This window comes from Candidatus Neomarinimicrobiota bacterium (assembly GCA_030743815.1).
Taxonomy (GTDB): domain Bacteria; phylum Fidelibacterota; class Marinisomatia; order Marinisomatales; family S15-B10; genus UBA2146.
Window position 1 is genome coordinate 1 of sequence record JASLRT010000035.1, and the last position, 23,122, is coordinate 23,122.

Below are 23,122 nucleotides of genomic sequence, written 5' to 3' on the forward strand. Positions count from 1 at the left end.
AGAAAATGGAGTATATGTGCCATCTACAGTACTTGCATTGAAAATCGCAAGAACTCTTAATTGCACTGTGGAAGAAGTATTTCAATTACCTCAATAAAAAATTTGCTAACAATGTGTGCGCTATATCATTACAACCGTACCCCGTTCGTTTTCAGGTTGCGGTTGAGTTTTTAGGTTGAGAAGCATAAAGTTGAAATTGGGGGGCGTTAACACATTCGTTAACAACCCGTTAACACATAAGGTAATCATCTGTCTAAGCCTGTCTGAGCTTTCCGAAGTTACCAATGGGGGGAGCCGTGAAAAAGTTATAAGCATGAAAGCTCAGTTACGTATTAATTTTAAGGTAGTAAGAGTGGTGATGAAATGGTGTGTGGTGTAATGACCCAACACAGGATAAACTCGGCAATATTGCTAGCGTTCTCAGTCCTTTTGGTGGCTTAGAAAGATGCCGGAGAGCCTGAAAGATCCCATCTGCGGCATGACCGTTACTGAGGAGGCGGCAGTTGGCGTTCGGGAGCACAGTGGCGTCAAGTACGGATTCTGTGCCCAGTACTGCCTCGACCTTTTCGACAGCGACCCCGACCGGTTCGCACAACCGGTATCCGACCTGACAGGTCAAATAAGTCCTGTCAGGTCGGAGGAACAGTCGTTCACAGACCCCGTTTGCGGCATGACCGTAACAGCCGAATCCGCCGCCTGTAGCCACACTCATGATGGCATAACCTACCACTTCTGCGCCGAACATTGCCTCCGCAAGTTCAAAACGGACCCGGGAGCTTATCTCGGTAAAGACGATTATGCCGGGATGCCTGCTGGTTACGATGGTGGTTCGACGAAATATACTTGTCCGATGGACCTCGAGGTGATCCAAGACGGGCCCGGGAGTTGTCCCGTCTGCGGCATGGCACTGGAGCCGATTGAGGTGACCCTCGAGGAAGAGGAAAATCCCGAACTTATCTATATGAGTCGCAGATTCTGGTGGAGTCTTGCAATGACGGTTCCCATCGTTGTCATCGCCATGGGTGAAATGGTTTTTGGGTGGGATCTGGTCTCACCGTGGGCGGGGAAGTGGATACAGCTCGTTCTGGCGACAGCGGTGGTTCTGTGGGGAGGCAAACCGTTCTTCGAGCGCGCGTGGGCTTCCGTCGTTAACAAAAACCTGAACATGTTTACACTCATCGGTATGGGGACGGGCGTCGCCTATGGATACAGCCTTGTGGCCGCGCTCTTTCCCGATATCTTCCCCGCGGCGTTTCGCGGTCTGGGCGGCGAGGTGGCTGTCTACTTTGAAGCCGCCGCTATGATCATAACCCTTGTTCTTCTCGGGCAGGTCCTTGAGCTGAAGGCGCGGGACAAGACCAGCGGCGCCATCAAGGCTCTCTTGGGACTTGCGCCAAAGAGAGCACGGATCGTCCGGGAGGATGGAACGGAAGAGGATATTCCCCTTGAGCAGGTTCAACCCGGCGATCGTCTTCGCGTCCGGCCCGGAGAGAAGATTCCTGTTGACGGTTCGGTTGTGGAGGGGACCAGTTCGGTGGATGAATCGATGGTAACGGGCGAACCGATGCCGGTGGAGAAACGCAGCGGCGATAGCGTCATAGGCGCCACGGTGAACGGGACGGGTAGTTTTCTCATGGAGGCTCAACGGGTCGGTGGCGATACCTTGCTCTCCCAGATTATCCAGATGGTGAGCGAGGCTCAGAGAAGCCGTGCCCCCATCCAGAGCCTTGCAGACAGGGTCGCTTCCTTCTTTGTGCCAGCGGTGGTGGGGATCAGCATTGTGACGTTCATCGTCTGGGCTCTGTTTGGTCCGGAGCCGAAGATGGCCTACGCCGTGGTGAATGCCGTGGCGGTACTGATCATCGCCTGCCCCTGCGCCCTGGGACTGGCGACGCCAATGTCCATCATGGTAGGAATCGGCAAGGGTGCTACGGGAGGTGTCCTCATCAAGAATGCCGAAGCCTTAGAGACCATGGAGAAAGTAAATACACTCGTCGTTGACAAAACCGGGACGCTAACGGAAGGAAAGCCGGTACTGACAGCGGTGGAAGTATCTGGCGGCACCGATGAAGATGAGTTGTTGCGGATGGTGGCAAGTGTGGAGCAGGCAAGCGAACATCCTCTGGGAGAAGCTATCGTCGAAGCAGCGGTGGAGAAAGGCCTCAAACTGACGAGAGTCGAACAGTTTAACTCCGCTACGGGGAAGGGGATCACCGGCAGAATCGATGGCCAGGTGGTAGCAGTGGGGAACAGAAGATTCTTCAGAGATCTGGGGATTGAGTTGGGTCAACTTGTGGAGAAAGGTGACGCACATCGGCGGGGAGGCGAAACGGTGATGTTCGTAGCGGTAGATGGGGAGGCTGCGGGAATCTTTACGGTGGGTGACCTTGTGAAGGAAACAACACCTGCCACTATTACGAGGCTGCGGCGGGATGGCATTCACCTGGTAATGCTGACAGGGGACAACAGGACTACGGCTGAAGCGGTGGCACGTCGCCTCGGCATCGATGAAGTGCATGCGCAGGTTTTGCCTGATGAAAAGAACCAGACTATCGCAAGACTCCACAGTGAGGGTAGAGTAGTGGCTATGGCGGGGGACGGGATCAACGATGCACCGGCATTGGCGCAAGCCGATATCGGTATCGCTATGGGCACTGGCACCGACGTAGCCATGGAGAGCGCAGAGATCACACTCGTTAATGGTGATCTCACCGGAATAGTCCGGGCTAGGGAACTGAGCCGGCGCACCATGCGCAATATCCGTCAGAATCTGTTCTGGGCGTTTGTCTACAATTCAGTTGGTGTGCCGGTAGCGGCGGGCATTTTGTATCCCTTTTTCGGGATTCTCCTGAGCCCTATCATCGCCGCGGCGGCTATGAGTTTCAGTTCTGTCTCTGTCATTGGGAACGCCCTTCGCCTTCGCAATCTGAAATTCGAGCAGACAGCATAAACCGAAAGGAGAAAAGGTGGTTATGAGAATTGAAAGAGAAGTTAGAATGAGATTGATCAATGGTGTAATTATCCTGGCTACTGCCTGTGCTTTTGTGGGATGCGGTGAAGCCAAGGCGCACACCGATGTCGATCTGCCAACGATGCAGTGCAGTATGTGCAAGAAAACTATTGAGACGGCTCTTGCTGACGTGCAAGGAATCACAAAGGCGGAAGTTGATATGGAAAAAAAGGTGGCACACATTACCTACAAGGCTTCTGTTATCGATCTCGCTACTATAGAGAAGACCATTGCCACGGTCGGCTATCAGGCGAACGAGATGCCGGCCGATCCAGAAGCTTATTCCGATCTCGATAAATGCTGCAAACTTCCTTCCAGCAATTGAGAGAAAAGTACTGGGAATTGGGGTTAGCTCTAATACTTCCGGCGGCTCGATGGGGAGTCCTTCAGTAGTGGGAAACATTAATCCCGGGTGTGGAAGCGGTTATCCTAGAATGGTCGCTGTAGGTGACGAAATGATGATGGTCTGGACTACTCCCGGAGAGCAGTCACAGATTGAGATAAAACGGTTCAAGATCCGCCCAATCCCATCGTAGCACTCCACGGACGCTTCTTTTTATAGTTGGCTGGCTCCGATGGTATATACCACTTTTTTCTTGACTTTTAGCTAAAATCTGGCTATCATCCCTGCACTGATAATGACTGATGATCTCGGAGCGGTCACAATATCTTCCTCTTTTGCCCCTAAACTTTCCGAAAGAAAGTGACCTATCACTCTCCCTTATTTTTGAGAAGTGGATTGGTCATACATCATAACAAACCAAGTAGGAGGGTAGAATATGGCTGGCTTAAAAGACACATTTGCCACAGTAACCGGTTGGGCCAAAGACATAGTAAATCTGGGCTTCGCATTAGCCCTTGTGTTTTTGGTAGTGGACGTTCTGTTCGGTGATACCACCGGCATTGTGGGCAACGTCGCTGATCTTGTCGCCAGTTTCACTGATGAAGGCGTGGTAGGGCTTATTACCTTCCTTGCTTTCCTGTCGATCTACAGATCATAGAGCTAGTTAAGTAGAGTGGTCGTCCTCTCATTCGGGGAGGACGAACACTCTATTATCGATTCATCTGTCCGTGAGATCCTCCCCATTCGATGGGGGAGGTATACGTAAAGCAGATAGAAAGGGGAATCAACCTATGGCATCATTAAGAGACACCCTGAAGAGTACCACAGGCTGGCTGAAGGATATCTTCGATTTTGGTATAGCGCTTGTTCTTCTATTTGTCGTTATCGACATACTTTTTCCCGGGACGACAGGCGTGGTTGAAAACGTTGGGGGAATCGTCAGCAGTTTTGCATCCGAAGGCATAGTAGGCCTTATTGCTCTGCTGGTATTCCTCTGGATCTACAAAAGCTAGACCGACATATCAGTAGTCCGTCGTCCTTAAACGGCGGTCAGTCCATCCCAACCTGTTTCGGCGGTGATGTTCTTTACCGCAGCGGATTGGGATTTTCATTGTATGTAGTTTCTGATAATGAACAGACCTCCAATTGACTTGGTTTTAGCGAGGGTCAAGCGTAACTTCGCCGCCGGAAAAGGAGGATAATTCTAGTGGATTTTCTATACGGTCAAACAGGTGGTGCAGCTGGTGGAGGCTTCCTTGGATTCCTGCCGTTTATCCTTATCATGTTTGTGATTTATTTTCTCATGATTCGACCGCAGATGAAGCAGCAAAAGGAAAAGAAAGAGATGCTGACTAATCTGAAGAAAGGTGACAAGGTGGTTACTTCCGGAGGAATTCACGGAACAGTTGCTGGATTCAAGGAGAAGGACTCTATCGTGATCCTAAGTGTGGGTAAAAATGTCGACTTGCGCGTCAGTAAATCGGCGGTGGCAGGACTTGCCGGATCCAAGAAAGAAAACTAGGATTCGAAGTGGTGCGTCTTCCAGTGGTAATCTATGGTGACAACATCCTGCGCAGGAAAATGATGCCTGTGCAAAACTTCGAAGAGGCTACCGAACTGGTCGATGATATGTTCGACACTATGTATGAGGAGGATGGGATCGGACTGGCGGCTAATCAGATAGCCAGAGATCTCAACTTGATGGTTGTGGATATCACTCATACGGATGAGTGGGATATACCTTTTGCATTTGTTAATGGCGAGATTCTTGAGAGATGGGGGGAATCGGTCATGGAGGAGGGATGTCTCAGTTTACCGGAAATCAGGGTAGAAGTGAAGCGTGCCGAAAAAGTCCGTTTTGCCTATCAGGATCTGAACGGTGAAAAACATGTAAACGAGTACACAGGTTTAATGGCTCGAGTCATACAGCATGAGATGGATCATCTGAATGGCAGGGTCATTGTTGATCACGCCAGCCCCCTTCAGAAACAGCGCTTCAGTAGCCGACTTAAAGAACTTGAATCCGGTCACGGCGGTTTAATCCGAAGTTCTTCTTAAGAGGACTTAAATTTAACTCTCGCGCGATGCGCATCGTCTTTCTGGGTAACCCTGTTTTTGCGTTGCCCACACTATCATCCCTCTCCAACAGTCGCCATGAGGTAGTGGCCGTGGTCTCTTCGGCTGATACAGCGAAAGGCAGGGGGATGAAACAGACTGCCGGTCCTGTGGCTTCTTTCGCAAGGCAGAGCGAGATTCCCCTGTTACAGCCTGAGTCGCTGAAGAGCGAGTCGCTGGCTGCGTCGTTGCAAGAATTGAATGCTGACCTCTTTGTAGTAGTGGCATTCAAGATATTACCGCGAACATTACTCGGCATACCGAAACAGGGGTGTATAAACCTGCACGGATCTTTGCTGCCTGAGTATCGCGGCGCGGCTCCCATCCAGAAAGCGCTGCTGAATGGTGATTCCGTAACCGGTCTGACAACGTTTATCCTGGCGCCAACGGTGGATACCGGTGACCTCTTACTGACAGAGAAGATTGTCATCTATCCTGATGATGATTACGGTTCTCTTTCATACCGGATGTCCCATCTGGGGGCATCGCTGATAATGAAGACGCTGGACGGAATCGAACACGACACGCTGATACCAACTCCACAAGACGATTCTATAGCCTCAAAGGCACCCAAGATAAAACCTGATATGTGCCACATTCGGTGGGATAAATCTGCTGTCCGGATCCGTAATTTGGTGCGGGCGCTTTCTCCGGCCCCTTCAGCTTATACATTTATAAAAGGCCGGCGAATCAAGATCTTCAAGACGATGTTTTCGGCCCGCTCCCCCGCGTCGCCCGGTGAAATTATTAATGCGGGTAAGAACACTCTCGTCGTCTCGTGCGGTTCAGGTAGCCTTGAGTTGAGTGATGTTCAACTGGAAGGGAAGCGCCGCATGACAGTGGCTGAATTTCTTCAAGGTTTCAAACTATCTTCGGGGGAAAGATTTGGGGCCTGAGGGAAATGCGCGCTTCCACGCTATTCAGATTTTGACACAGTTTGACCGCTCAGGGAAAAAGCTGTCACAGATTCTGGTTGACTACTTTCAGTCATCCGCCGCGCCGCCGGACCGTCCTACGGTCACATTTCTCGTCCAGGAAGTCACCCGCTGGAGGGGATACATCGATCATCTGCTTACCCGTTTCTTCAAAGGCGATTTCTCCGGCTCTAACATCGTTCTGCAGAACATACTGAGACTGGGTGCTTATGAGATTGTCTTCAGAAAGCAAGTGCCGCTCTATGCCGCAGTAAATGAGGCAGTTCAAATGACGACTGAACAAGTGAGTAAGAAAGCGGGTGGACTGGTGAACGCTGTGCTGCGGCAGATCAAGCCATCTCATCTACCACGGCCGGAGCGGTTAACAAGCGAGGATCGGCCATCCAGGATTGCTACTGTCACGTCGCACCCTCAGTGGATGATCGAGAAGTGGATCGACAGTTTTGACCTCGCCCGCACACTAAAGTTATGTGAATGGAATAATAAGATACCGCAGTTCTCCATCAGACGAAACAGGAAGAAAGTGAGCAGCGGAGAATGCGAAGCGTTCCTTTCGCAAAACCAAATCGAATGGAGACAAAATCCGTTTGCGGGTGATTTCTACATGGTGAATAACATTTCCGACTTGCGGGCATCGGTACAGTTCCAGAACGGTTATTTCTCATTTCAGGACGTCTCGGCGGGACTTGTCACACATCTTGTTGAGGAAGATTTTGCAGGAGTGCTTATCGATGCTTGCGCTGCTCCCGGCGGTAAAACCTCATATCTAGCGGAACGTCTGAGCGACAATGTTATTATTCACAGCAGTGACGCCGATGAAATTCGCCTGCAGCGTTTGAAACAAACTGTCTCCAGACTTGATCTCAAGACCGTTCAGATTAGCGGAAAAGATGCCACAAAGGATGAATTTCCCATGGGCGATGTGGTTTTGCTGGATGTGCCGTGTAGCGGTACCGGTGTGATGGCCAAACGGGCAGATCTGAGGTGGCGACGCCGCCCTTCTCACCTACCGGAAATGATGCAGCTTCAGGAATCGATCCTACGGCACATGTCATCATTCGTAAAATCTGGCGGACAGCTCATCTATGCCACCTGTTCGCTGGAACCGGAAGAGAACTGGGGAGTAGTTGAAATGTTTATGAATAAGACGCGTCATTTCGAAATTCAGCCACTGCCGGATTCTGTTAGTGCTTTTGCTGATGATGGTGGTGCACTTGTCACTTTTCCGCCAGATAATGGAATTGATGGTGTTTTTGCTGTAAGTTTGAGACGGAAAAAGTGAAATCAATCTATCGTTATATCATCGCTCTGGCTGTTGTTGTTGGAATCTGTCTGCTGGTTCTAGACAGGATAATCATGCCGCTCTATGTGGGGCATCAGCACGCCCGTTTCCTGCCGGATTTAAATGGTCTTCCGTTTGAAGAGGCGAGGCACCGGCTCGAACTTGAAGGTTTTTCCGCCCAAAAGGGAGATGTGAAATATACTGATCGTTTTGCCCCCGGAACGGTTATCGACCAGTATCCCCGTGCTATGAGGCGCGTGAAGCCGGGGCGCACAATACGTCTCACGGTAGCAGAGCAGGCAAGAATGGTGGTGGTACCAGATGTAGTGGGGATGTCTATCAGGAGTGCAAAGCTCGAGATTACCGAAGCTGGACTGTCTATCGATTCCCTTATCGCGGAGTATGACCAGGAAGTACCAAAGGATGTTATCAGGTGGCAATACCCCAGGCCGGCCGACCACCTGAGAAAAGGGAGCGGATTGACGCTTATCGTAAGTAAGGGGAAACCGCCGGACTTCTATCAGGTCCCTCAACTCTTCGGTCTCAGCCTTGCCAAAGCAGAACAACTCTTGCAGGAAGCCAATCTGGAAGTGGGTCGTGTCACCTATCGGCAGAATGAGGATCTGGTGCCTTACACGGTTCTGGATCAGTCGGTGGAGGTGGGTACTATTCTGCCCCGTTCCATGCCTATCGATCTGACGGTGAGCATTCTCGATCTTAACGATGTCTACAATAAGCTGACGTCTCCGGAGAGAAAGTGATGGAATTCCGGAACGAGATCTACCGTAAACTTATTCATATTGCTTCCTCCGCTTTCCCTTTAGCATATCTATTTCTATTGGACAGGATCACCATTCTGTGGATCGTCGGCATCTGTGCTGCACTTCTTGTTGCTGGCGAGTTGCTGCGCTTGAGATTTTCTCTCTTTGCCCGCTTGTTCAAACAACTGTTTTCTGCTGTTGTGCGACAAAAGGAGGATCACAGTTTTACGGGTGCCACGTTTGTCTTCAGCGCTGCATTTCTGACTATCCTTCTGTTCGAAAAACATGTCGCTGTCTTTGCCCTTCTCGTGCTATCCCTTGCTGACTCCATGGCTGCTCTTGTAGGGAAGCGATGGGGCAGAAGACCGTTGCTGGATAAAACCGTTGAAGGTACTGTTACCTTCCTGATTGTGGCCGTATTACTATCCTTTGTCATGCCTGGGATACCCAGACAAGCCGCATTTATTGCTGCGCTGGTGGCTACCCTTGTAGAACTGTTACCATCTCCCGTAAATGACAATCTCCTCGTACCTCTCTCCGCTGCCATCTCTATCTCGATGGTGAATCTTATCGCGTGAGTTTTCTGGCTCCATCGCTGCTATGGGGACTTCTTGCCGCGTCTGTCCCCTTCATCATCCATCTTGTCAGCAATCGTCGTGTGCAAAAGGTTGAGTTCAGCACCGTCCGTTTTATCAAAGAGTTGGAACACGAAACGATACGGCAGCTGAAGCTTCGCCAGTGGATACTGCTCATCCTGAGAACCATAGCCATTGTATTGCTTGTGATGGTCTTTGCCCGCCCTGTGAAGGTGGGCTATTTCCCGGTCTGGGCGGCGGGCGATCAAAGCGCCAGACTGACGTTCCTGCTGGATAATTCAGCTTCTATATCCGCAACCGTGAATGGTGAATCGCTTCTGCAGCGATCCAAGGTGACGGTTCTCAAACTCCTTGGCGGTATGCAAGATTCCCCCTTTATCGAGATCTATCAGTCATCGCCCCTGAAGAGGGTACTTTCCGAGAAACTGGTTTCCATCGAAACGGTTGAACAGGTAATCAGTACTATCGATGAGACCACACTGGAAGATGATCTATGGCACGGTGTCAACACTGTTCTGAATCAGTCAGATTTGAACGTGGGTCAATCGGGGAAGGTGGCGACGCGTGAGTTCTACATTTTCAGTGATTTTCCTGCCACTGTGCCGGAAGCGTGGCAACTCTATTCGCAAAACATCTCCGACTCGCCCGCCGCTTGGCGTTTCTATCTTTTTCCGCAACCGGTTCTGAAAGATAATATGACAATTCTGTCCGCTACCGTTGCGTCCAGTCTGCTGATGCCAAATCAACTGATGACTGTCACCACCGATATCAGCAACCAGGCAGACGTACTTAAGAACAACACCCCGGTTCAACTCTATTTTGAAAATAACAGGGTCGGTCAGGTCGTTTCAGATTTCGCTCCCCTGGAAATGAAGAACTTTGCCTTTCAAGCCTTTCCTGGTAAGACGGGTACCGTCCATGCTGTTCTGGAGATACCCGAAGATGATTACGGTCACGACAATCAACGGTTTTTCCAGTTTTACGTTCCTGACAGGATTCGCTGCAAGATTGTCGCTTCCTCGGCGGAAGAAATGTCACCTCTGAAGTTCGCTCTTGATTCCATCAATCGTCAGTCACAGTTTGTTGAAACTGAAGAACAGATATCTTCGGATCTGGCACAATTGTCACTGGATGAGGTGGATGTACTGATTCTTCTGAATCCGTCGGTTTTAAGTAATAGCGCGTATCGTGAGGTAGAGCGGTTTACGAGCGACGGCGGAGGTGTCATCATCTTCCTCGGTGACAGAATTGTGACCTCCGGCGGAGAGTTGCTCAGGAGTGCTTTCGCAATTCCCCGGGCCACCGATCTCATCGTTCTCGGAAGTGACGCATTTCACTCGGTGGATCACATTGCAGAAGAGCATCCGCTACTGCATAACTTTCCGGTAAAGGAGCTGACCAGTGAAATGCCGCAACTGTTTTCTCATGTCCGCATGGCATCGTCCACCGGCGGGGACGTTTTACTATCGCTGTCAGACAGCGATCCGCTACTGATGGAATTCCGTCGACATCTCGCTTCTGTTCTCGTCTTCACCACTCTGCCGGATCTTCGCTGGACAGACTTTCCCGTGAGAGGAATTTTTGTACCGCTCCTTCATCGCATGCTGGTCTATCTGGCCGGTGAAATATCGGATGGGTTTATGCTGCAAATTGACTCACAATTGACTGTCCCCCTTTCTGGCAGTGTCATCTCCAGGGAACTGACGCTGGTGAAACCGTCAGGGAAAAGGGTGCTGATGGTGCCAGACTATCAGAAAGAACAGCTCAATATAGCTGGAACCGACGAAGTTGGAGTCTATCATCTTTTTGCAGATAAGAATGAGATAGCCTCTTTTGTAGTCAATATTGCTGAATCCGAAGATCCTGGCCGGCGCCTCAGAGGCAAGGAATTAATGCGCCTCTTTCCGGAACAGAGGAGCCGGCTCGTGGATGCTGACGAAGATGCTTTGCTGGCTGTTAGTGAGGCGCGCAGAGGGACAGAGTTGTGGCGTCCGTTCCTTCTGGCAGCCTTGGCGGTGCTGGCTCTGGAAACATGGGTTGGCAGGGTGCGGAAGGAGGAAGAGTCATCGTGATTGATAAGAGGGAGCATCAGCACGAAAGGGCGCTGTTAGTTGGCGCAGTCCACTCGGGCATGATGAAGGAGACGGTGGAAGAGCACCTAGACGAGCTCGCCTTACTGGCGGAAACTGCTGGAGCGGAAGTGGCGGGACGGGTGCTCCAGAAAAGGGAGAAGATTGATCCGCGATATTTCATCGGCAAGGGGAAGGCGGAGGAGATCGTGCAGCAGGCAAAAGCGCTCGATCTACAGCTAATCATTTTCGATGATGAACTTTCACCCTCGCATGTAAGAAATTTCCTGAGACTGACAGAGACTATCAAGGTGATGGACCGGACGGGGTTGATCCTTGACATCTTCAGGCAGCACGCCAAGACGAAGGAAGCCAAGACTCAGGTTGAATTGGCACACCTGCTGTATTTGCTTCCCCGCCTCACCCGCCTCTGGACACATTTGGAGCGGCAGATGGGCGGCATCGGTACTCGGGCCGGCGCCGGTGAGACGCAGATCGAAGTGGACCGGCGTCTGATCCGTGACAGAATTGCGAAGCTGAGGAAAGAACTGGAGAAGATCGACAGGGAGCGCGCCACGCAAGGGAAGCGCAGGAAAGGCCTCTTTCGCGTCGCCCTTGTGGGCTACACCAATGCCGGCAAATCAACGCTCATGAATGCATTCACCGGCTCGGACATCGTGACGCGGGATCAGCTGTTTGCCACTCTCGATACGACGGTACGTACGCTGGAACTGAACTCAAGACACAAGGTGTTGCTGAGCGACTCGGTTGGGTTCATCCGCAAACTACCCCATACACTGGTGGCGTCATTCAAGAGTACACTTATGGAGGTTCTTGAGGCTGATCTGCTTTTGATTGTCCTCGACGCCAACAACTCTGCTGTAGATGACCATCTGAAAACGGTACGCGAAGTTCTTACCGGTATCGGAGCGAACAGAAAACGGCAGATTCTGGTGATGAACAAGGTTGATCTTATTGAAGAGGGGAGGGAGCTTCAGGGGCTGAAATCGAGATTCGAAGAAGCGATCTTTGTCTCAGCCCTGAGCAGGCTCAGATTGGACTCGCTTATGGGTGCTATTTATGATGTGATTGAAGAGTCATTTTGTACGCGAACCGTTGTCTTCGACCATAGTTTGACGAAAGAGATTGCGTTTGTTTATAACGAGGTCGAAGTACTGGATACGAGCTACGAGGAGGACGGTGTGTACCTAAAAATCAGGGGAGACAATGCTGTTGTGAACCGAGTTGAAAAGCTTGCACGGAGAAAGCGGACGGTGGCGAGGTAAGTTTTAACTATTATTTGTCTTAAATGGACAAGTTAACGGCATAGCTTGAATTACCGCTTTTAAACATAAAAAATCCCCCGACTGGTGACGATATTTGGAACGCCGTTTATTCACGGTGGGCACCTCCCGGATAGGGCAAACTTCCTTTACCCCGACACTTGTGTCGGGGAAGGCCTGTTTTTCCCACCCGGAGTACAGTTCCCTATTGTTATTAATTGAAGGTTCCAATATTGCCGAAACCAAGCGGGGGAATCTTTCAAAGATCGCACTTATAGTTTAGGTGAAATCTGGGACGAATGAAAGAGAAAGCGTCAGGCGGCTCGGATATTTCGTGGGGGTTCTGCCTTCGGTTCGGAATGACAAAACGAGTAGAGTACACGGAATTCCTGCCGTCGAAAGTTTGTCGTAAGGCTCATTTCAGCGCCGCCGTCATCTTTGCCACATCGCTTGTGGGGGCGTTGCACACATAATTCTGGCAGATATAAGCGGTGGCCTTGCCATCGATGGCGTACTGGGTTTCCGTAAATGGCGCAATTTCCGTTAGCAAGGATGGGGAAGAGGTTGTCGATTTGAACAGGATAACCTTGTTGGGTAGAAACATCTGCTGCACTTTCCTGAGCATCTGTCCGGTCTGCCGGCTTTCCGGATCTCCTACGATGACGATTTCGTGAGCGGGACCGAGACCAAAATCGATGGCCGAAAGGAGTTGAGAATAGCCCGAAGGCGACCGCTCCACCTGCGGCGAGAATACGCTCCCAATCATCGCCGCCTTCTCTTCATACACCGTGTTCCCGGTTATGCGGCCAGTACGAAGCAAAACCGAAGCCGCCACTGAATTCCCCGACGGGATCGCACCATCGTAGATCTCTTTTGTTCGCACGATCAGCGCCTCGCCGTCGTCCGCAGTGAAGAAGAATCCTCCATTCTCATCATCCCAGAAGAGGTCGATCATGGTATCTGTCAGTTTCGTGGCGTGTGACAGATACGTCAATTCAAAGGTCGCCTCATACAGTTCAAGCAGTCCCCAGAGGGTGAACGCGTAATCTTCTAGATGGGCGGGAAAGGAGGCGACGCCTTGCCGGTACCTCTTGATCAGACGGCCGTCTTCCGTCATCAGTCTGTCAAGAACAAAATCAGCAGCTTTCGTGGCCGCGGCTGCGTACGTTTCGTCACCAAGCACTTGAGCCCCTTTCGCTAGCGCCGCTATCATCAGTCCATTCCAATCGGTGAGGATCTTGTCATCTTTCAGAGGATGAACACGCTTTTCACGGACTTCAAAGAGGCGGCTCCGCATCTCTTCCATCTTGCGCAACATCTCGGACTCGGCAATGTCTTCTTTGTCAGCTAGTGTTGGCACGTCAAACTTCAGATGAGGAATGTTCCGGCCGTTGCTCTCTCCTGTTCCCTCCTCTCGGAAGTTGCCGCTCTTTCTGATGTTGAACATTCTGTTGAAAAGTCTTCCGTCATTCTCTCCAAGGATATCCGTTATCTCTTGCGCCGTCCACAGATAGAACTTGCCTTCCTCGCCCTCACTGTCGGCGTCTTCGGCCGAGTAGAACCCCCCCTCGGGTGAGACCATATCCCTCAGCACGTAAGCGAAGATTTCCCTGGCGGTGCGGGCGTATTCTTCCTTGTCCGTCGCCTGATATGCCTCCAGATAGGCGATGCTGCTGACGGCCTGATCGTACAGCATCTTCTCGAAATGGGGAACAAGCCAGTCGGGATCGGTAGAATAGCGGTGGTAGCCCAGTCCTACATGATCCCAGATTCCCCCTTTTCTCATCTCCTGAAGTGTCTTCTCAACGATCTGCAGGGCGTTGCCTTCGCCCGTCCGCTTCCAGTAGCGCAGTAGAAAGGAGAGGTTGTGTGCCGTTGGGAATTTCATTCTGCCCTCGAGTCCGCCCCTTTCATTGTCAAATCGGTCAACGTATTCCTGGTAGGCCTTCTTGAGTGTCTGTTCGTTCAGTGCTTCTGTCCCGACGGGAGACGAGGCGGACTGAAGATGATTGACGATCTTATCGGCGGAGGTGAGGAGTTTTCCGCGATCGTTGCGCCACATGTTTCCGATGCGCGGCACAAGGTCTAACATTCCCATTCTGTCGAAGCGACCCTCCTTGGGAAAGTAGGTGCCGGCAAAAAACGGCTTCTTGTCCGGCGTCATGACGATGGTGAGAGGCCACCCGCCACCGCCCGTCAACATTTGACATACCGTCATGTAGATGTTATCTATGTCGGGACGTTCTTCCCTGTCCACTTTGACACTGATGAAATACTCATTCATGAGATCCGCCACCGACGTATCCTCGAACGATTCGTGCTCCATGACGTGGCACCAGTGGCAGGTGGAGTAACCGATGGAGAGGAAAATGGGCTTGTCCTGTTCTGCCGCCGCTGCAAAAGCGTCCTCGCCCCACGGATACCAATCCACGGGATTGTCCGCGTGCTGAAGGAGGTAGGGACTCTTTTCGTCGGCCAACCGGTTCAATGCCTTTTTCCCTTCGATGGATTGACAGCCCGTTGAAAGCAGCGCCAGGACGATCACGCCCCGAGCTATGGTTTTGTCCAGCATGCCTGATAAAAGTTTAGCGCGAGTCTATTGTGAAAACAAGGAGAGACATTGAAAAACCATAGAGTCTGCTGTAACTTCCGTCTTTTCTAATCGTCCAGGAATCTTCAATGAACATTTCAACTACTCCATCAACTTCTCCGTGGAATCCGCGACTCCTGAGCGACAGATGATCTACCTGAACGTTATACTCGTCTATCTATTCATCCTGATGGGTGTCGGCATCTACAAATCGCGCAAGATTCACACTCAGACCGACTTCGCCGTGGCGGGGAGGAAGCTGACACCTTGGATTCTCGTGGGGACGATGCTGGCTACCTGGATCGGTACAGGATCGATCCTGGGGAACGCCGGCAAGACCTACGAAACTGGGATGGCGGCCCTGATCCTGCCCATCGGTGGGACGCTCGGCATCCTCATTCTGACTCGCATCGCTGGGAAAGTGAGGGCCTTTGAGAAGTTCACTGTGCCGGAGATCATAGGTGAGCGGTATGGTCCGGGCGCCCGGATGCTGAGCGTTATTGCTCTAGTTCTGGCGTACATGGTCATTGTCAGCTATCAGTACAATGCCGGCGGTGCGGTGCTGACCATCATCCTGACCGATGCGAATGGTAATGCTCTCATCTCGTCCGAGATGGCCACGATTCTTGCAGCTGCCTTTATCATAATCTACACATTGCTGGCTGGACTGGTGAGCGTCGCCTACACCGATGTGGGCAACGGCATTATCATGACTGTTTCTCTCGTAATCGCATTCCCCATTCTCTGGATTAAGGCGGGGGGCTTCGGCGGCATGGAGGCAGCCTTTACTGGAATGGGAAAGGGCGACCACATGCAGTTCTGGGGTGTCTACTCCGGAATGGATATTATCAACTTCTGCTTGCCCCCGTTTCTCCTCGTACTTGGCGACGCCAATATGTATCAGCGCTTTTCGGCCAGTAAGAGTGCGAGGGGAGCCACTTCGGCGACCATCGTGTTGGTACTGGCAGTGCTGATCATCGAGCTTCTTATCATTGCTTCGGCCTGGGTAAGTTCCAGTATGATTACTGATGCGGCCAATGGACGTCACGTCTTGATTTACGCCTCGCGGCAGTTCCTGCCAACTTTCCTTGGCGCCATCATGATGACGACTATCGTAGGAATCATCATTTCCACGGCGGACTCTTATCTGCTCGTACCAGCCACAACGCTGATCCGCGACGTCTATCTGAACTACATCAATCCCAGTGCGAGTGAAAAGAAGATCGTGTTCCTCAGCCGGCTTGTTGTGCTGATTCTCGGTCTAGTTGCCTACGCCGTTTCGAAAGGATTTGCCGAATCGACAGGCTTCTTTGAAAAGGCGCTTTATGCCTATACCATCTACGGCGCCGCCATCACGCCGGCTCTCGTCGCTGCCTTCTTCTGGAAGGGTGCCACCAAGGAAGGTGCCGTCGCTTCGATCCTCTCCGGAACGATTGTCACTCTCTTGTGGAAGGAAGCGCCGTTCGTTCACACGCTCATCCCTGCATCTCTCTACGGAAATTTGGACGAAGTACTGCCCGCCATTTCCGTCTCCGTCTTCGCTCTCATCGTTGTTAGTCTGCTTACCGGCCGTGCGAAGGGTGGACCGGATATTGTCGCGCAGTGAGTGAGCCGTGAAGAATTCTCTGTCGCGAATTATCCAGTTTCAGATTCAGCAGCCGCGCCTCGTGCTGGGTATCCTCATTCTTATCACCATTGGTCTCGCCGCTCTCTCAAGTGGATTAGAGTTTGATTTTACGGTAGAGAATCTGTTTGCTAGAAACGACCCTGAGGTGGACGCCTATTTTGAGTTCCGGGAAGAGTTCGAGCGCGAAGATGATGTCATCTATCTGATCTATGTGGCGGATGATCCGTTCTCCGGGGAAAATCTTCAGAAAGCTCATGAGCTGACCTCCGGATTTGAGAATATTGCAGGCGTGGAAGAGGTGACTTCTCTGGCGAATGTGGAACTGTTTGAACAATCTGAAGACTTGGTCTTGGCGCCGCTCTACGGCACTATTCCGCAAGATGCTGACAGTCTGGCTGAGCTGAAACAGCGTGTATTGTCTACGCCGCTTCTAGTTGAAAATCTTGTTTCACCCGGTGGGAAACTGGCCGCGTTTCTGATCTCAGTCAGTGATGACTACAACAATCACGAGGATCGCGAACGAATTCTTGACAGGATTAGTAAAATTCAGGCGCATACCGGGTGGGAGTGGCACGAAGCCGGAATCCCTGTCTTGCGGACGCGCTACGTTCAGTATATGCTGGATGACTTCGTTAATTTCCTTCTGCCCGTGACGGTTGTGCTGGTGGTCGTTCTGTTCTTGCTTTTCAGGACGTTGAGAGGAGTGTTTCTTCCCATGGTCACGGTGCTGATGGCTGACATCTGGATCATGGGTGTCATGGCTCTGCTGGGGATCACCATAAACATCGTTACATACATCGTTCCCACGCTCGTCCTCATTATCGGCGTGGCAGATTCTATCCATATCCTTGTGAAATATCACGAAGAGTTAACGCACAACAGTGATAAGCTGACAGCCGTTGCGGAAACTGTGAAGAAGATCGGCACAGCTATTCTTCTTACGAGTCTTACAACCGCTGTCGGCTTCTTTTCTCTCATGAGTACAAATATCGTCATCGTGCGGCAGTTCGGTCTCATGGTGGGGATTGCCGTCATCTTTGCCTTCATCAGCTCGATCACCTTCATCCCCTCCATGCTTGTCTTACTTAAAAGACCGTCTCAGAAGAGACTGTATGGCGCCAGCCGCAGCGTGCGCCACGGAGTTATAACGAGAATCATAGCTGTCGTCAATCTTCATCAGCGGCGGATAGTATACATCGCGGCGATCATCGTCATTGCCTTCTGTTTTCTGGCGCTGCGTGTCGATCCCCATTCATCACTCTTAGAGGATCTCAGCCGCGGCAACGAGTTGTACGATGATATTCACTTTATGGAAGATGAGATGGGAAGTGCATTGCCACTTGAAGTAGTGGTGACCGTGACGGAGAATGGAAAGGAAGTGGAGGACGGCATCAAGGATCCTCATGTTGTGCGACAGGTGATGCGGCTTCAGGCGATGCTATCCTCCATCCCGGAGATCGGCAAGACGCTTTCCATCGGTGACTATCTTAAGGAGATGAACGGGGCATTCCACGCCGGCGAAGCAGAATTCTTCACGATCCCTGAATCGCGTGGGCTGATTGCGCAATACCTCATGCTGCATGAGGAAGAATTCGAGTTTCTCATCAACTACGACTATTCAAGTACTCGCATCGCCGGCAGAATCAGGGATGTTACATCAAGGCGGGCTCAGGAGATTTCCGCAGAGATCATGGCGTGGTGTGACAGTCACCTTACGAATGATCTCCACGTTCAGTTGACAGGCACGACTCTGATGGCACTGAAAACGAATCAGTATCTTGTGCGCAATCTTGTACTCAGCTTCACCATTGCTTTCGGCGTCATTTTTGTCTCCATGCTGATTCTCTTCCGTTCGTTCAAACTTGCCTCACTTTCGATGATACCGAATATCATTCCACTGTTGATGATTGCCGCGGTGATGGGACTGTTTCATATCAAACTAAGGCCGACGACAGCCATGACCTTCGCCATCGCGTTCGGAATCGCGGTGGATGACACCATTCACTTTCTGGCGCGGTTCCGGCAGGAGCTTTTCGCCAGTCACGGGAAGTACAAGCTCGCCAACGAACAGACTTTGTTGACCACCGGCAAGGCGATCATTTCAACAAGTGTAATTCTGGTGGCTGGTTTCATCGTGATGGTGACTTCGAATTTCAGTCCCAGCAGGGATTTCGGTTTCTTGTCAGCCATGACTATGGTGGGTGCGCTCCTGGGTGACCTCTTTTTCCTGCCGGCGGTGTTGACCCTGGCGAGGCCGAAGATTCCGGGGCTGCGACATACGTATGACAATGAGGCACAAGGAAGTGATGCTTGAAAGAAACAACAGTAATGACGTCAGTTGCCGAGAAAATGTTTGGATCAGGCCCTCCCTCCGTTTAAATTCGCAGCCGGTTATGAGAATGAATCTTGAGATGCGCGCGACTGCCATCCCCTTCACCGGCATGACAATGACTATGGGCGGCACCATGACGACTGGTGCGGGGGAGAGTATGTAGCGGCGTAGCTCATACCGTTTCTTAGAACCCCCCACTGGAAAGGACAACAGTGGGGGGTTTTTATTTCAGGCAACTCAGCGAGATGAAAGGAGAAAGACGAGAGATGAAGGTTCTGAAATTCGGCGGTTCATCCATCAGCACACCGGACCGGATTGAGGCGGTCCTTAATGTCATACAGTCAGTTGCTCAGTACGGAGAGGCGAGAGCTGTGGTGGTTTCCGCTTTCGGCGGCGTTACCGATCAGTTAATCGAGATGAGTTCATCCGCCGAGATGGACCAGGGCGGATATAAAGTCTCCTTCAACGATTTGAAGGAAAGGCACTTCACCGTCGTAAGAGAACTAATCGCCGAGGAACATCGTTCCCGGACAGAATCAATTTTGAACGACCTCTTCACCGAATTGGAGGAGTTACTCCGAGGGATCTCCATGGTGAAGGAAGTTTCGCTCCGGACGAAGGACACAGTTCTGAGCTTCGGGGAGAGACTGTCAGCAACCATTATCACCGCTTGTCTGCGATGTCGAGGTACGGATGCTGATTTCCTCGATGTTCGCGAAGTGATCAAGACTGACAGGACCTTCGGCTCGGCCCAAGTCAACATGCCGCTGACTCTGGAGAAGATCAGAGAGTACTTTGAGGGGCGGGGGACGCTTCAGGTCGTCACGGGCTTTATCGGTTCCAGTGAGGCTGGCGAGACCACGACGCTGGGGCGGAGCGGATCCGACTACACTGCTTCCATCGTGGGTACCGCTCTCGGGGCGGATGAAATCGAGATCTGGACAGACGTGGACGGCGTCATGACGGCCGATCCGAGAGAGGTTCCCGATGCTGTGTCCATCGAGTCGCTGACCTATGAAGAGGCGATGGAACTATCCCATTTCGGGGCGAAGGTGATCTTCCCACCTACCATGCAGCCGGCCATGTCCCAGCAGATTCCTATCCGCATCCGCAACACGTTCAACCTCAAGTCTCCCGGAACGGTCATAAGGGAAAAGGTGGAGAAGAAGGAGAATCTAATCACGGGGATATCGTCCATTTCCGGCGTTGCTCTGCTGAGGCTGCAAGGGAGCGGCATGATCGGGGTGACGGGTACATCAGGAAGACTTTTCCGGGCCCTCTCCCGGCAGGACGTCAACGTCATCCTCATCTCACAGGCTTCGTCTGAACACTCTATCTGCTTTGCGGCGAGCGTGGAAGCGGCAAAGCTGGCAAAAGAAGCCATTGAGGAAGAATTCGCACTCGAGATGCAGGCAGGGTTAATTGATGAGGTCAGGATTGAGTCCGATCTTTCCATTGTGGCGGTGGTGGGAGAAAATATGCGGCACACACCGGGTATCTCCGGCAAAGTGTTCAGCGCTTTAGGCAATCTCGGTATCAATGTTGTCGCTATCGCTCAAGGTTCCTCCGAGCAAAACATCTCTATTGTCATAGATCACCGGGATGAACCTAGGGCTCTGCGGGCGCTCCACCGGGCGTTTTTCGGCATTGCGCAAAAGACGATTAATCTCTTCATTGCGGGAACTGGGCTTATCGGAGCAGAACTGTTGAGACTCATCGGTCAGGCCCGGAATGGTCATCTTTCTGTCACGGTTGCGGGACTGGTGAACAGCCGCAAGATGCTCATGGATCCTGAGGGAATCCCGACCGATTCATGGAAATACAGGCTCAGCGAGTCCGGGGCCGCGGCCGATATAGAAGCGTTCATTCAGGCCATGTCACTGAACAAGTCAGATCAGACGATCTTCGTGGACTGTACCGCAAGCGAAGAAGTGTCCGACCGTTACCGCGAAGTTCTTTCGCTGAAGGTCTCCATCGTGACTCCCAATAAGATCGCCAATACGCGCGGGTGGGAGGAGTTCTGGCAGTTGCGGGCCGGCGCCCGGCAGAACGGTGTGAAGTTTCTCTATGAGACGAACGTGGGCGGAGGCCTCCCGGTCATTGGCACACTCAGGAGTCTTGTGGAGAGCGGCGACAGGGTATTGAAGATAGAGGGCGTCCTTTCCGGCACGCTGAGCTATCTGTTCAACTCCTTTAGCGGAGACGCGAGATTCAGTGAGGTGGTTCGTCAGGCGCGCGATCTCGGCTACACAGAGCCTGATCCGAGAGACGACCTGAGCGGGCTCGACGTGGCCCGCAAACTGCTGATCCTCGCCAGAGAGATGGGGCACGGGCTGGAATTAGCGGACATCCCCATCGAGAACCTCTTGCCGCAAGGGAGCGACGGCGCGGAAAGCGTGGAAGAATTTCTGGATTATCTCGCTGACTTCGACGATGATTTCGAGAAGAAGCGCGTTTATGCGGAAGAGAGCAAAAAGGTGCTGCGCTACATGGCCTCTTTTGAGGACGGACGGGCAGACGTCGGTCTCCGGGAGGTGGAGAACGATCACCCCTTTGCTTCGCTCATGGGGAGTGAGAATATGATCGTCTTCACGACGGAGCACTACCGGAAGCATCCGCTCATCGTCAGGGGACCGGGGGCCGGGGCGTCGGTGACCGCCGCCGGTGTACTGTCAGACATCCTGCGGGCGGCGGAGTAGGGGACGTGATGATGGCGAAACAGAAAGGTGAGCGGAGGATTTCGGTGGGAATCCTGGGAGCCACGGGCAGTGTGGGGCAGAAATTCGTGGAACTGTTAGCTGACCATCCGTGGTTCGAGATCACCGCTCTAGCGGCATCGGAGCGCTCCGCCGGAAAGGAGTACCGGGAAGCGGTCAACTGGTTCCAGACAGCGCTCCTTCCGCCCGCATCCGCGAAGATGAATGTCCAGAGGTGCGTGCCTGAGTTCCCATGCAAGATCGTCTTCTCCGGTCTCGATTCAGCAGTGGCGGGAAAGGTGGAGGCTGAGTTCGCGCGGGCCGGGTATGTCGTCGTCTCCAATTCAAGAAATCACCGGATGGACCCCCAAGTTCCCCTACTCGTGCCGGAGATCAATGCTGACCATCTCAGTCTGGTCAAATCTCAATCAAACGGCGGAGGGATGATCGTTACAAACCCTAACTGTTCCACCATCGGCATGGTGATGGCACTGAAGCCTCTCTTAGATGAATTCGGGCTGGAGGCGGTGAGTGTGGTCACCATGCAAGCCCTCTCCGGAGCGGGCTATGCTGGCGTCTCGAGCCTTGCCATCATGGACAACGTGATTCCGTTCATTCCCGGCGAAGAAGAAAAGATGGAGACCGAACCGCTGAAGATCTTTGGTCAGCTTAGTGACGGAGCGATTGAGCCGACGAAGCTGGCCATCAGCGCCCAATGTAACCGGGTTCCGGTGAGTGATGGGCATCTGGAATCTGTCTCCGTGAGGCTCAGAAGAGAAGTTACCCGGGAGGAGATCACGGAAGCGTGGAGGCAATTCCGGGGTGAGCCTCAGCAGCTGAATCTGCCTTCAGCGCCGGAGCGGCCAATTCACTATTTCGACGAAGATTCTTCTCCCCAGCCCAGACTCCACAGGAACTTAGAAGGGGGGATGGCGGTGAGCATCGGAAGACTTAGGCCGTGCCCTGTTCTCGACTACAAGTTTTCCGTTTTGTCGCACAACACGGTTCGCGGCGCGGCGGGTGGAGCAATTCTGAATGCGGAATTAATGGTGGAGAAGGGGATCATTGCGTGAAGGCAGAGGATAATTGCCCTTCTTTCCTCTTTTGTGATGAGGCGACAAATCAAGCGATCACACCGGCCGTTCCTGAACCAGCTTCCTCAACCCTTCAAGATAGCTCTCCTTGCCCAGATCTGAGATCTGTCCCGTGCACACTGGAGCGATCACCGAGACTGTCAATCTCTTTTCGAATTTTAGTGATTCTGCTGTCCATTACGCGTGGTGGGCCGCATCAACGGCGAGTTTTTCTGTATGGTTGGGACTTAAAAAGCTTATAATTGAGACTGTCACTGAGTGCCTGCCAGCTCGCCTCAATGATATTGTCTGAAACGCCAACGGTAGACCACGATGAGTGTTCATCACTGGATTCAATCAACACGCGTACTTTCGATTGGGTTCCGTGCTTTTCATTCAGCACCCGTACC

General features: G+C 52.1%; 20 protein-coding genes. 18 read left to right on the plus strand and 2 right to left on the minus strand.

Features of this window, described 5'->3' with window-relative positions; genetic code table 11:
* The 14 genes from QF669_03315 to hflX form a co-directional block, all read left to right on the plus strand.
* The coding region (locus QF669_03315; GenBank protein MDP6456476.1) for a transcriptional regulator at positions 1-97 on the plus strand (97 nt) is incomplete at its 5' end.
* A gap of 348 nt (positions 98-445) precedes the next feature.
* Positions 446-2,950 (plus strand): heavy metal translocating P-type ATPase, encoded by a 2,505-nt coding sequence (locus QF669_03320; protein ID MDP6456477.1) that lies wholly within the window; start codon positions 446-448, stop codon positions 2,948-2,950.
* A gap of 22 nt (positions 2,951-2,972) precedes the next feature.
* Entirely contained in the window at positions 2,973-3,335 is a 363-nt protein-coding gene (locus tag QF669_03325; protein ID MDP6456478.1) for a heavy metal-associated domain-containing protein, read from the plus strand.
* 49 nt (positions 3,336-3,384) lie between these two features.
* Positions 3,385-3,546 carry a hypothetical protein gene (locus QF669_03330; protein MDP6456479.1) on the plus strand — a complete coding sequence of 54 codons (162 nt, stop codon included), beginning with the start codon at positions 3,385-3,387 and terminating at the stop codon, positions 3,544-3,546.
* A gap of 243 nt (positions 3,547-3,789) precedes the next feature.
* A complete protein-coding gene (locus tag QF669_03335) occupies positions 3,790-4,011 on the plus strand; it encodes a hypothetical protein (protein ID MDP6456480.1) in 222 nt (73 codons plus the stop codon).
* A gap of 133 nt (positions 4,012-4,144) precedes the next feature.
* On the plus strand, positions 4,145-4,366 hold the full coding sequence (locus tag QF669_03340) for a hypothetical protein (protein MDP6456481.1): 222 nt from the start codon (positions 4,145-4,147) through the stop codon (positions 4,364-4,366).
* A gap of 194 nt (positions 4,367-4,560) precedes the next feature.
* A complete protein-coding gene (gene yajC, locus QF669_03345) occupies positions 4,561-4,875 on the plus strand; it encodes a preprotein translocase subunit YajC (GenBank protein ID MDP6456482.1) in 315 nt (104 codons plus the stop codon).
* Between the two features lie 8 nt (positions 4,876-4,883).
* The gene (gene def, locus QF669_03350; protein MDP6456483.1) at positions 4,884-5,411 is read left to right on the plus strand and encodes a peptide deformylase; all 528 of its coding nucleotides are present in this window, start codon (positions 4,884-4,886) and stop codon (positions 5,409-5,411) included.
* A 26-nt stretch (positions 5,412-5,437) separates the two neighbouring features.
* On the plus strand, positions 5,438-6,364 hold the full coding sequence (gene fmt / locus QF669_03355) for a methionyl-tRNA formyltransferase (protein ID MDP6456484.1): 927 nt from the start codon (positions 5,438-5,440) through the stop codon (positions 6,362-6,364).
* Complete coding sequence (rsmB, locus tag QF669_03360; protein MDP6456485.1) at positions 6,354-7,685, plus strand: 16S rRNA (cytosine(967)-C(5))-methyltransferase RsmB; 1,332 nt, start codon at positions 6,354-6,356, stop codon at positions 7,683-7,685. Before fmt ends, rsmB begins: the two co-directional genes overlap by 11 nt.
* Positions 7,682-8,446 carry a PASTA domain-containing protein gene (locus QF669_03365; protein MDP6456486.1) on the plus strand — a complete coding sequence of 255 codons (765 nt, stop codon included), beginning with the start codon at positions 7,682-7,684 and terminating at the stop codon, positions 8,444-8,446. Before rsmB ends, QF669_03365 begins: the two co-directional genes overlap by 4 nt.
* The gene (locus tag QF669_03370) at positions 8,446-9,024 is read left to right on the plus strand and encodes an SEC59/DGK1/VTE5 family protein (GenBank protein ID MDP6456487.1); all 579 of its coding nucleotides are present in this window, start codon (positions 8,446-8,448) and stop codon (positions 9,022-9,024) included. Before QF669_03365 ends, QF669_03370 begins: the two co-directional genes overlap by 1 nt.
* Positions 9,021-11,114, plus strand: a complete 2,094-nt coding sequence (locus tag QF669_03375; GenBank protein MDP6456488.1) for a BatA domain-containing protein — start codon at positions 9,021-9,023, stop codon at positions 11,112-11,114. Before QF669_03370 ends, QF669_03375 begins: the two co-directional genes overlap by 4 nt.
* Positions 11,111-12,397 (plus strand): GTPase HflX, encoded by a 1,287-nt coding sequence (gene hflX, locus QF669_03380; protein MDP6456489.1) that lies wholly within the window; start codon positions 11,111-11,113, stop codon positions 12,395-12,397. The genes QF669_03375 and hflX overlap by 4 nt, the downstream gene beginning before the upstream one ends.
* 412 nt (positions 12,398-12,809) lie before the next feature.
* Here the strand turns inward: hflX and QF669_03385 are convergent, their stop codons facing one another.
* Complete coding sequence (locus QF669_03385; GenBank protein ID MDP6456490.1) at positions 12,810-14,966, minus strand: thioredoxin domain-containing protein; 2,157 nt, start codon at positions 14,964-14,966, stop codon at positions 12,810-12,812.
* 166 nt (positions 14,967-15,132) lie between these two features.
* Here QF669_03385 and QF669_03390 point away from each other — a divergent pair, with 166 nt between their 5' ends.
* From QF669_03390 to asd, 4 genes are all read left to right on the plus strand, one after another.
* Positions 15,133-16,590, plus strand: a complete 1,458-nt coding sequence (locus QF669_03390) for a sodium:solute symporter family protein (GenBank protein ID MDP6456491.1) — start codon at positions 15,133-15,135, stop codon at positions 16,588-16,590.
* Between the two features lie 7 nt (positions 16,591-16,597).
* On the plus strand, positions 16,598-18,925 hold the full coding sequence (locus QF669_03395) for an efflux RND transporter permease subunit (GenBank protein MDP6456492.1): 2,328 nt from the start codon (positions 16,598-16,600) through the stop codon (positions 18,923-18,925).
* A gap of 284 nt (positions 18,926-19,209) precedes the next feature.
* Positions 19,210-21,642 carry a bifunctional aspartate kinase/homoserine dehydrogenase I gene (gene thrA, locus QF669_03400; protein MDP6456493.1) on the plus strand — a complete coding sequence of 811 codons (2,433 nt, stop codon included), beginning with the start codon at positions 19,210-19,212 and terminating at the stop codon, positions 21,640-21,642.
* An 8-nt stretch (positions 21,643-21,650) separates the two neighbouring features.
* Positions 21,651-22,712, plus strand: coding sequence for an aspartate-semialdehyde dehydrogenase (asd, locus tag QF669_03405; GenBank protein ID MDP6456494.1), 1,062 nt, complete (start codon positions 21,651-21,653; stop codon positions 22,710-22,712).
* Positions 22,713-22,929: 217 nt separating this feature from the next.
* On the opposite strand, the gene QF669_03410 is transcribed toward asd, so the two are convergent.
* Positions 22,930-23,122 (minus strand): alpha-isopropylmalate synthase regulatory domain-containing protein (locus QF669_03410; protein ID MDP6456495.1); only part of this gene is annotated, 193 nt, incomplete at its 5' end.

Excerpts from the sequence above, each read along its gene's own strand:
- fmt (MDP6456484.1), top strand. The coding sequence starts at position 5,438 with ATGCGCATCGTCTTTCTGGGTAACCCTGTTTTTGCGTTGCCCACACTA.
- thrA (MDP6456493.1), top strand. The coding sequence starts at position 19,210 with ATGAAGGTTCTGAAATTCGGCGGTTCATCCATCAGCACACCGGACCGG.
- QF669_03335 (MDP6456480.1), top strand. The coding sequence starts at position 3,790 with ATGGCTGGCTTAAAAGACACATTTGCCACAGTAACCGGTTGGGCCAAA.
- QF669_03320 (MDP6456477.1), top strand. The coding sequence starts at position 446 with ATGCCGGAGAGCCTGAAAGATCCCATCTGCGGCATGACCGTTACTGAG.
- QF669_03390 (MDP6456491.1), top strand. The coding sequence starts at position 15,133 with ATGATCTACCTGAACGTTATACTCGTCTATCTATTCATCCTGATGGGT.
- asd (MDP6456494.1), top strand. The coding sequence starts at position 21,651 with ATGATGGCGAAACAGAAAGGTGAGCGGAGGATTTCGGTGGGAATCCTG.
- QF669_03340 (MDP6456481.1), top strand. The coding sequence starts at position 4,145 with ATGGCATCATTAAGAGACACCCTGAAGAGTACCACAGGCTGGCTGAAG.
- QF669_03385 (MDP6456490.1), bottom strand. The coding sequence starts at position 14,966 with ATGCTGGACAAAACCATAGCTCGGGGCGTGATCGTCCTGGCGCTGCTT.
- QF669_03370 (MDP6456487.1), top strand. The coding sequence starts at position 8,446 with ATGGAATTCCGGAACGAGATCTACCGTAAACTTATTCATATTGCTTCC.
- QF669_03325 (MDP6456478.1), top strand. The coding sequence starts at position 2,973 with ATGAGAATTGAAAGAGAAGTTAGAATGAGATTGATCAATGGTGTAATT.
- QF669_03330 (MDP6456479.1), top strand. The coding sequence starts at position 3,385 with ATGGGGAGTCCTTCAGTAGTGGGAAACATTAATCCCGGGTGTGGAAGC.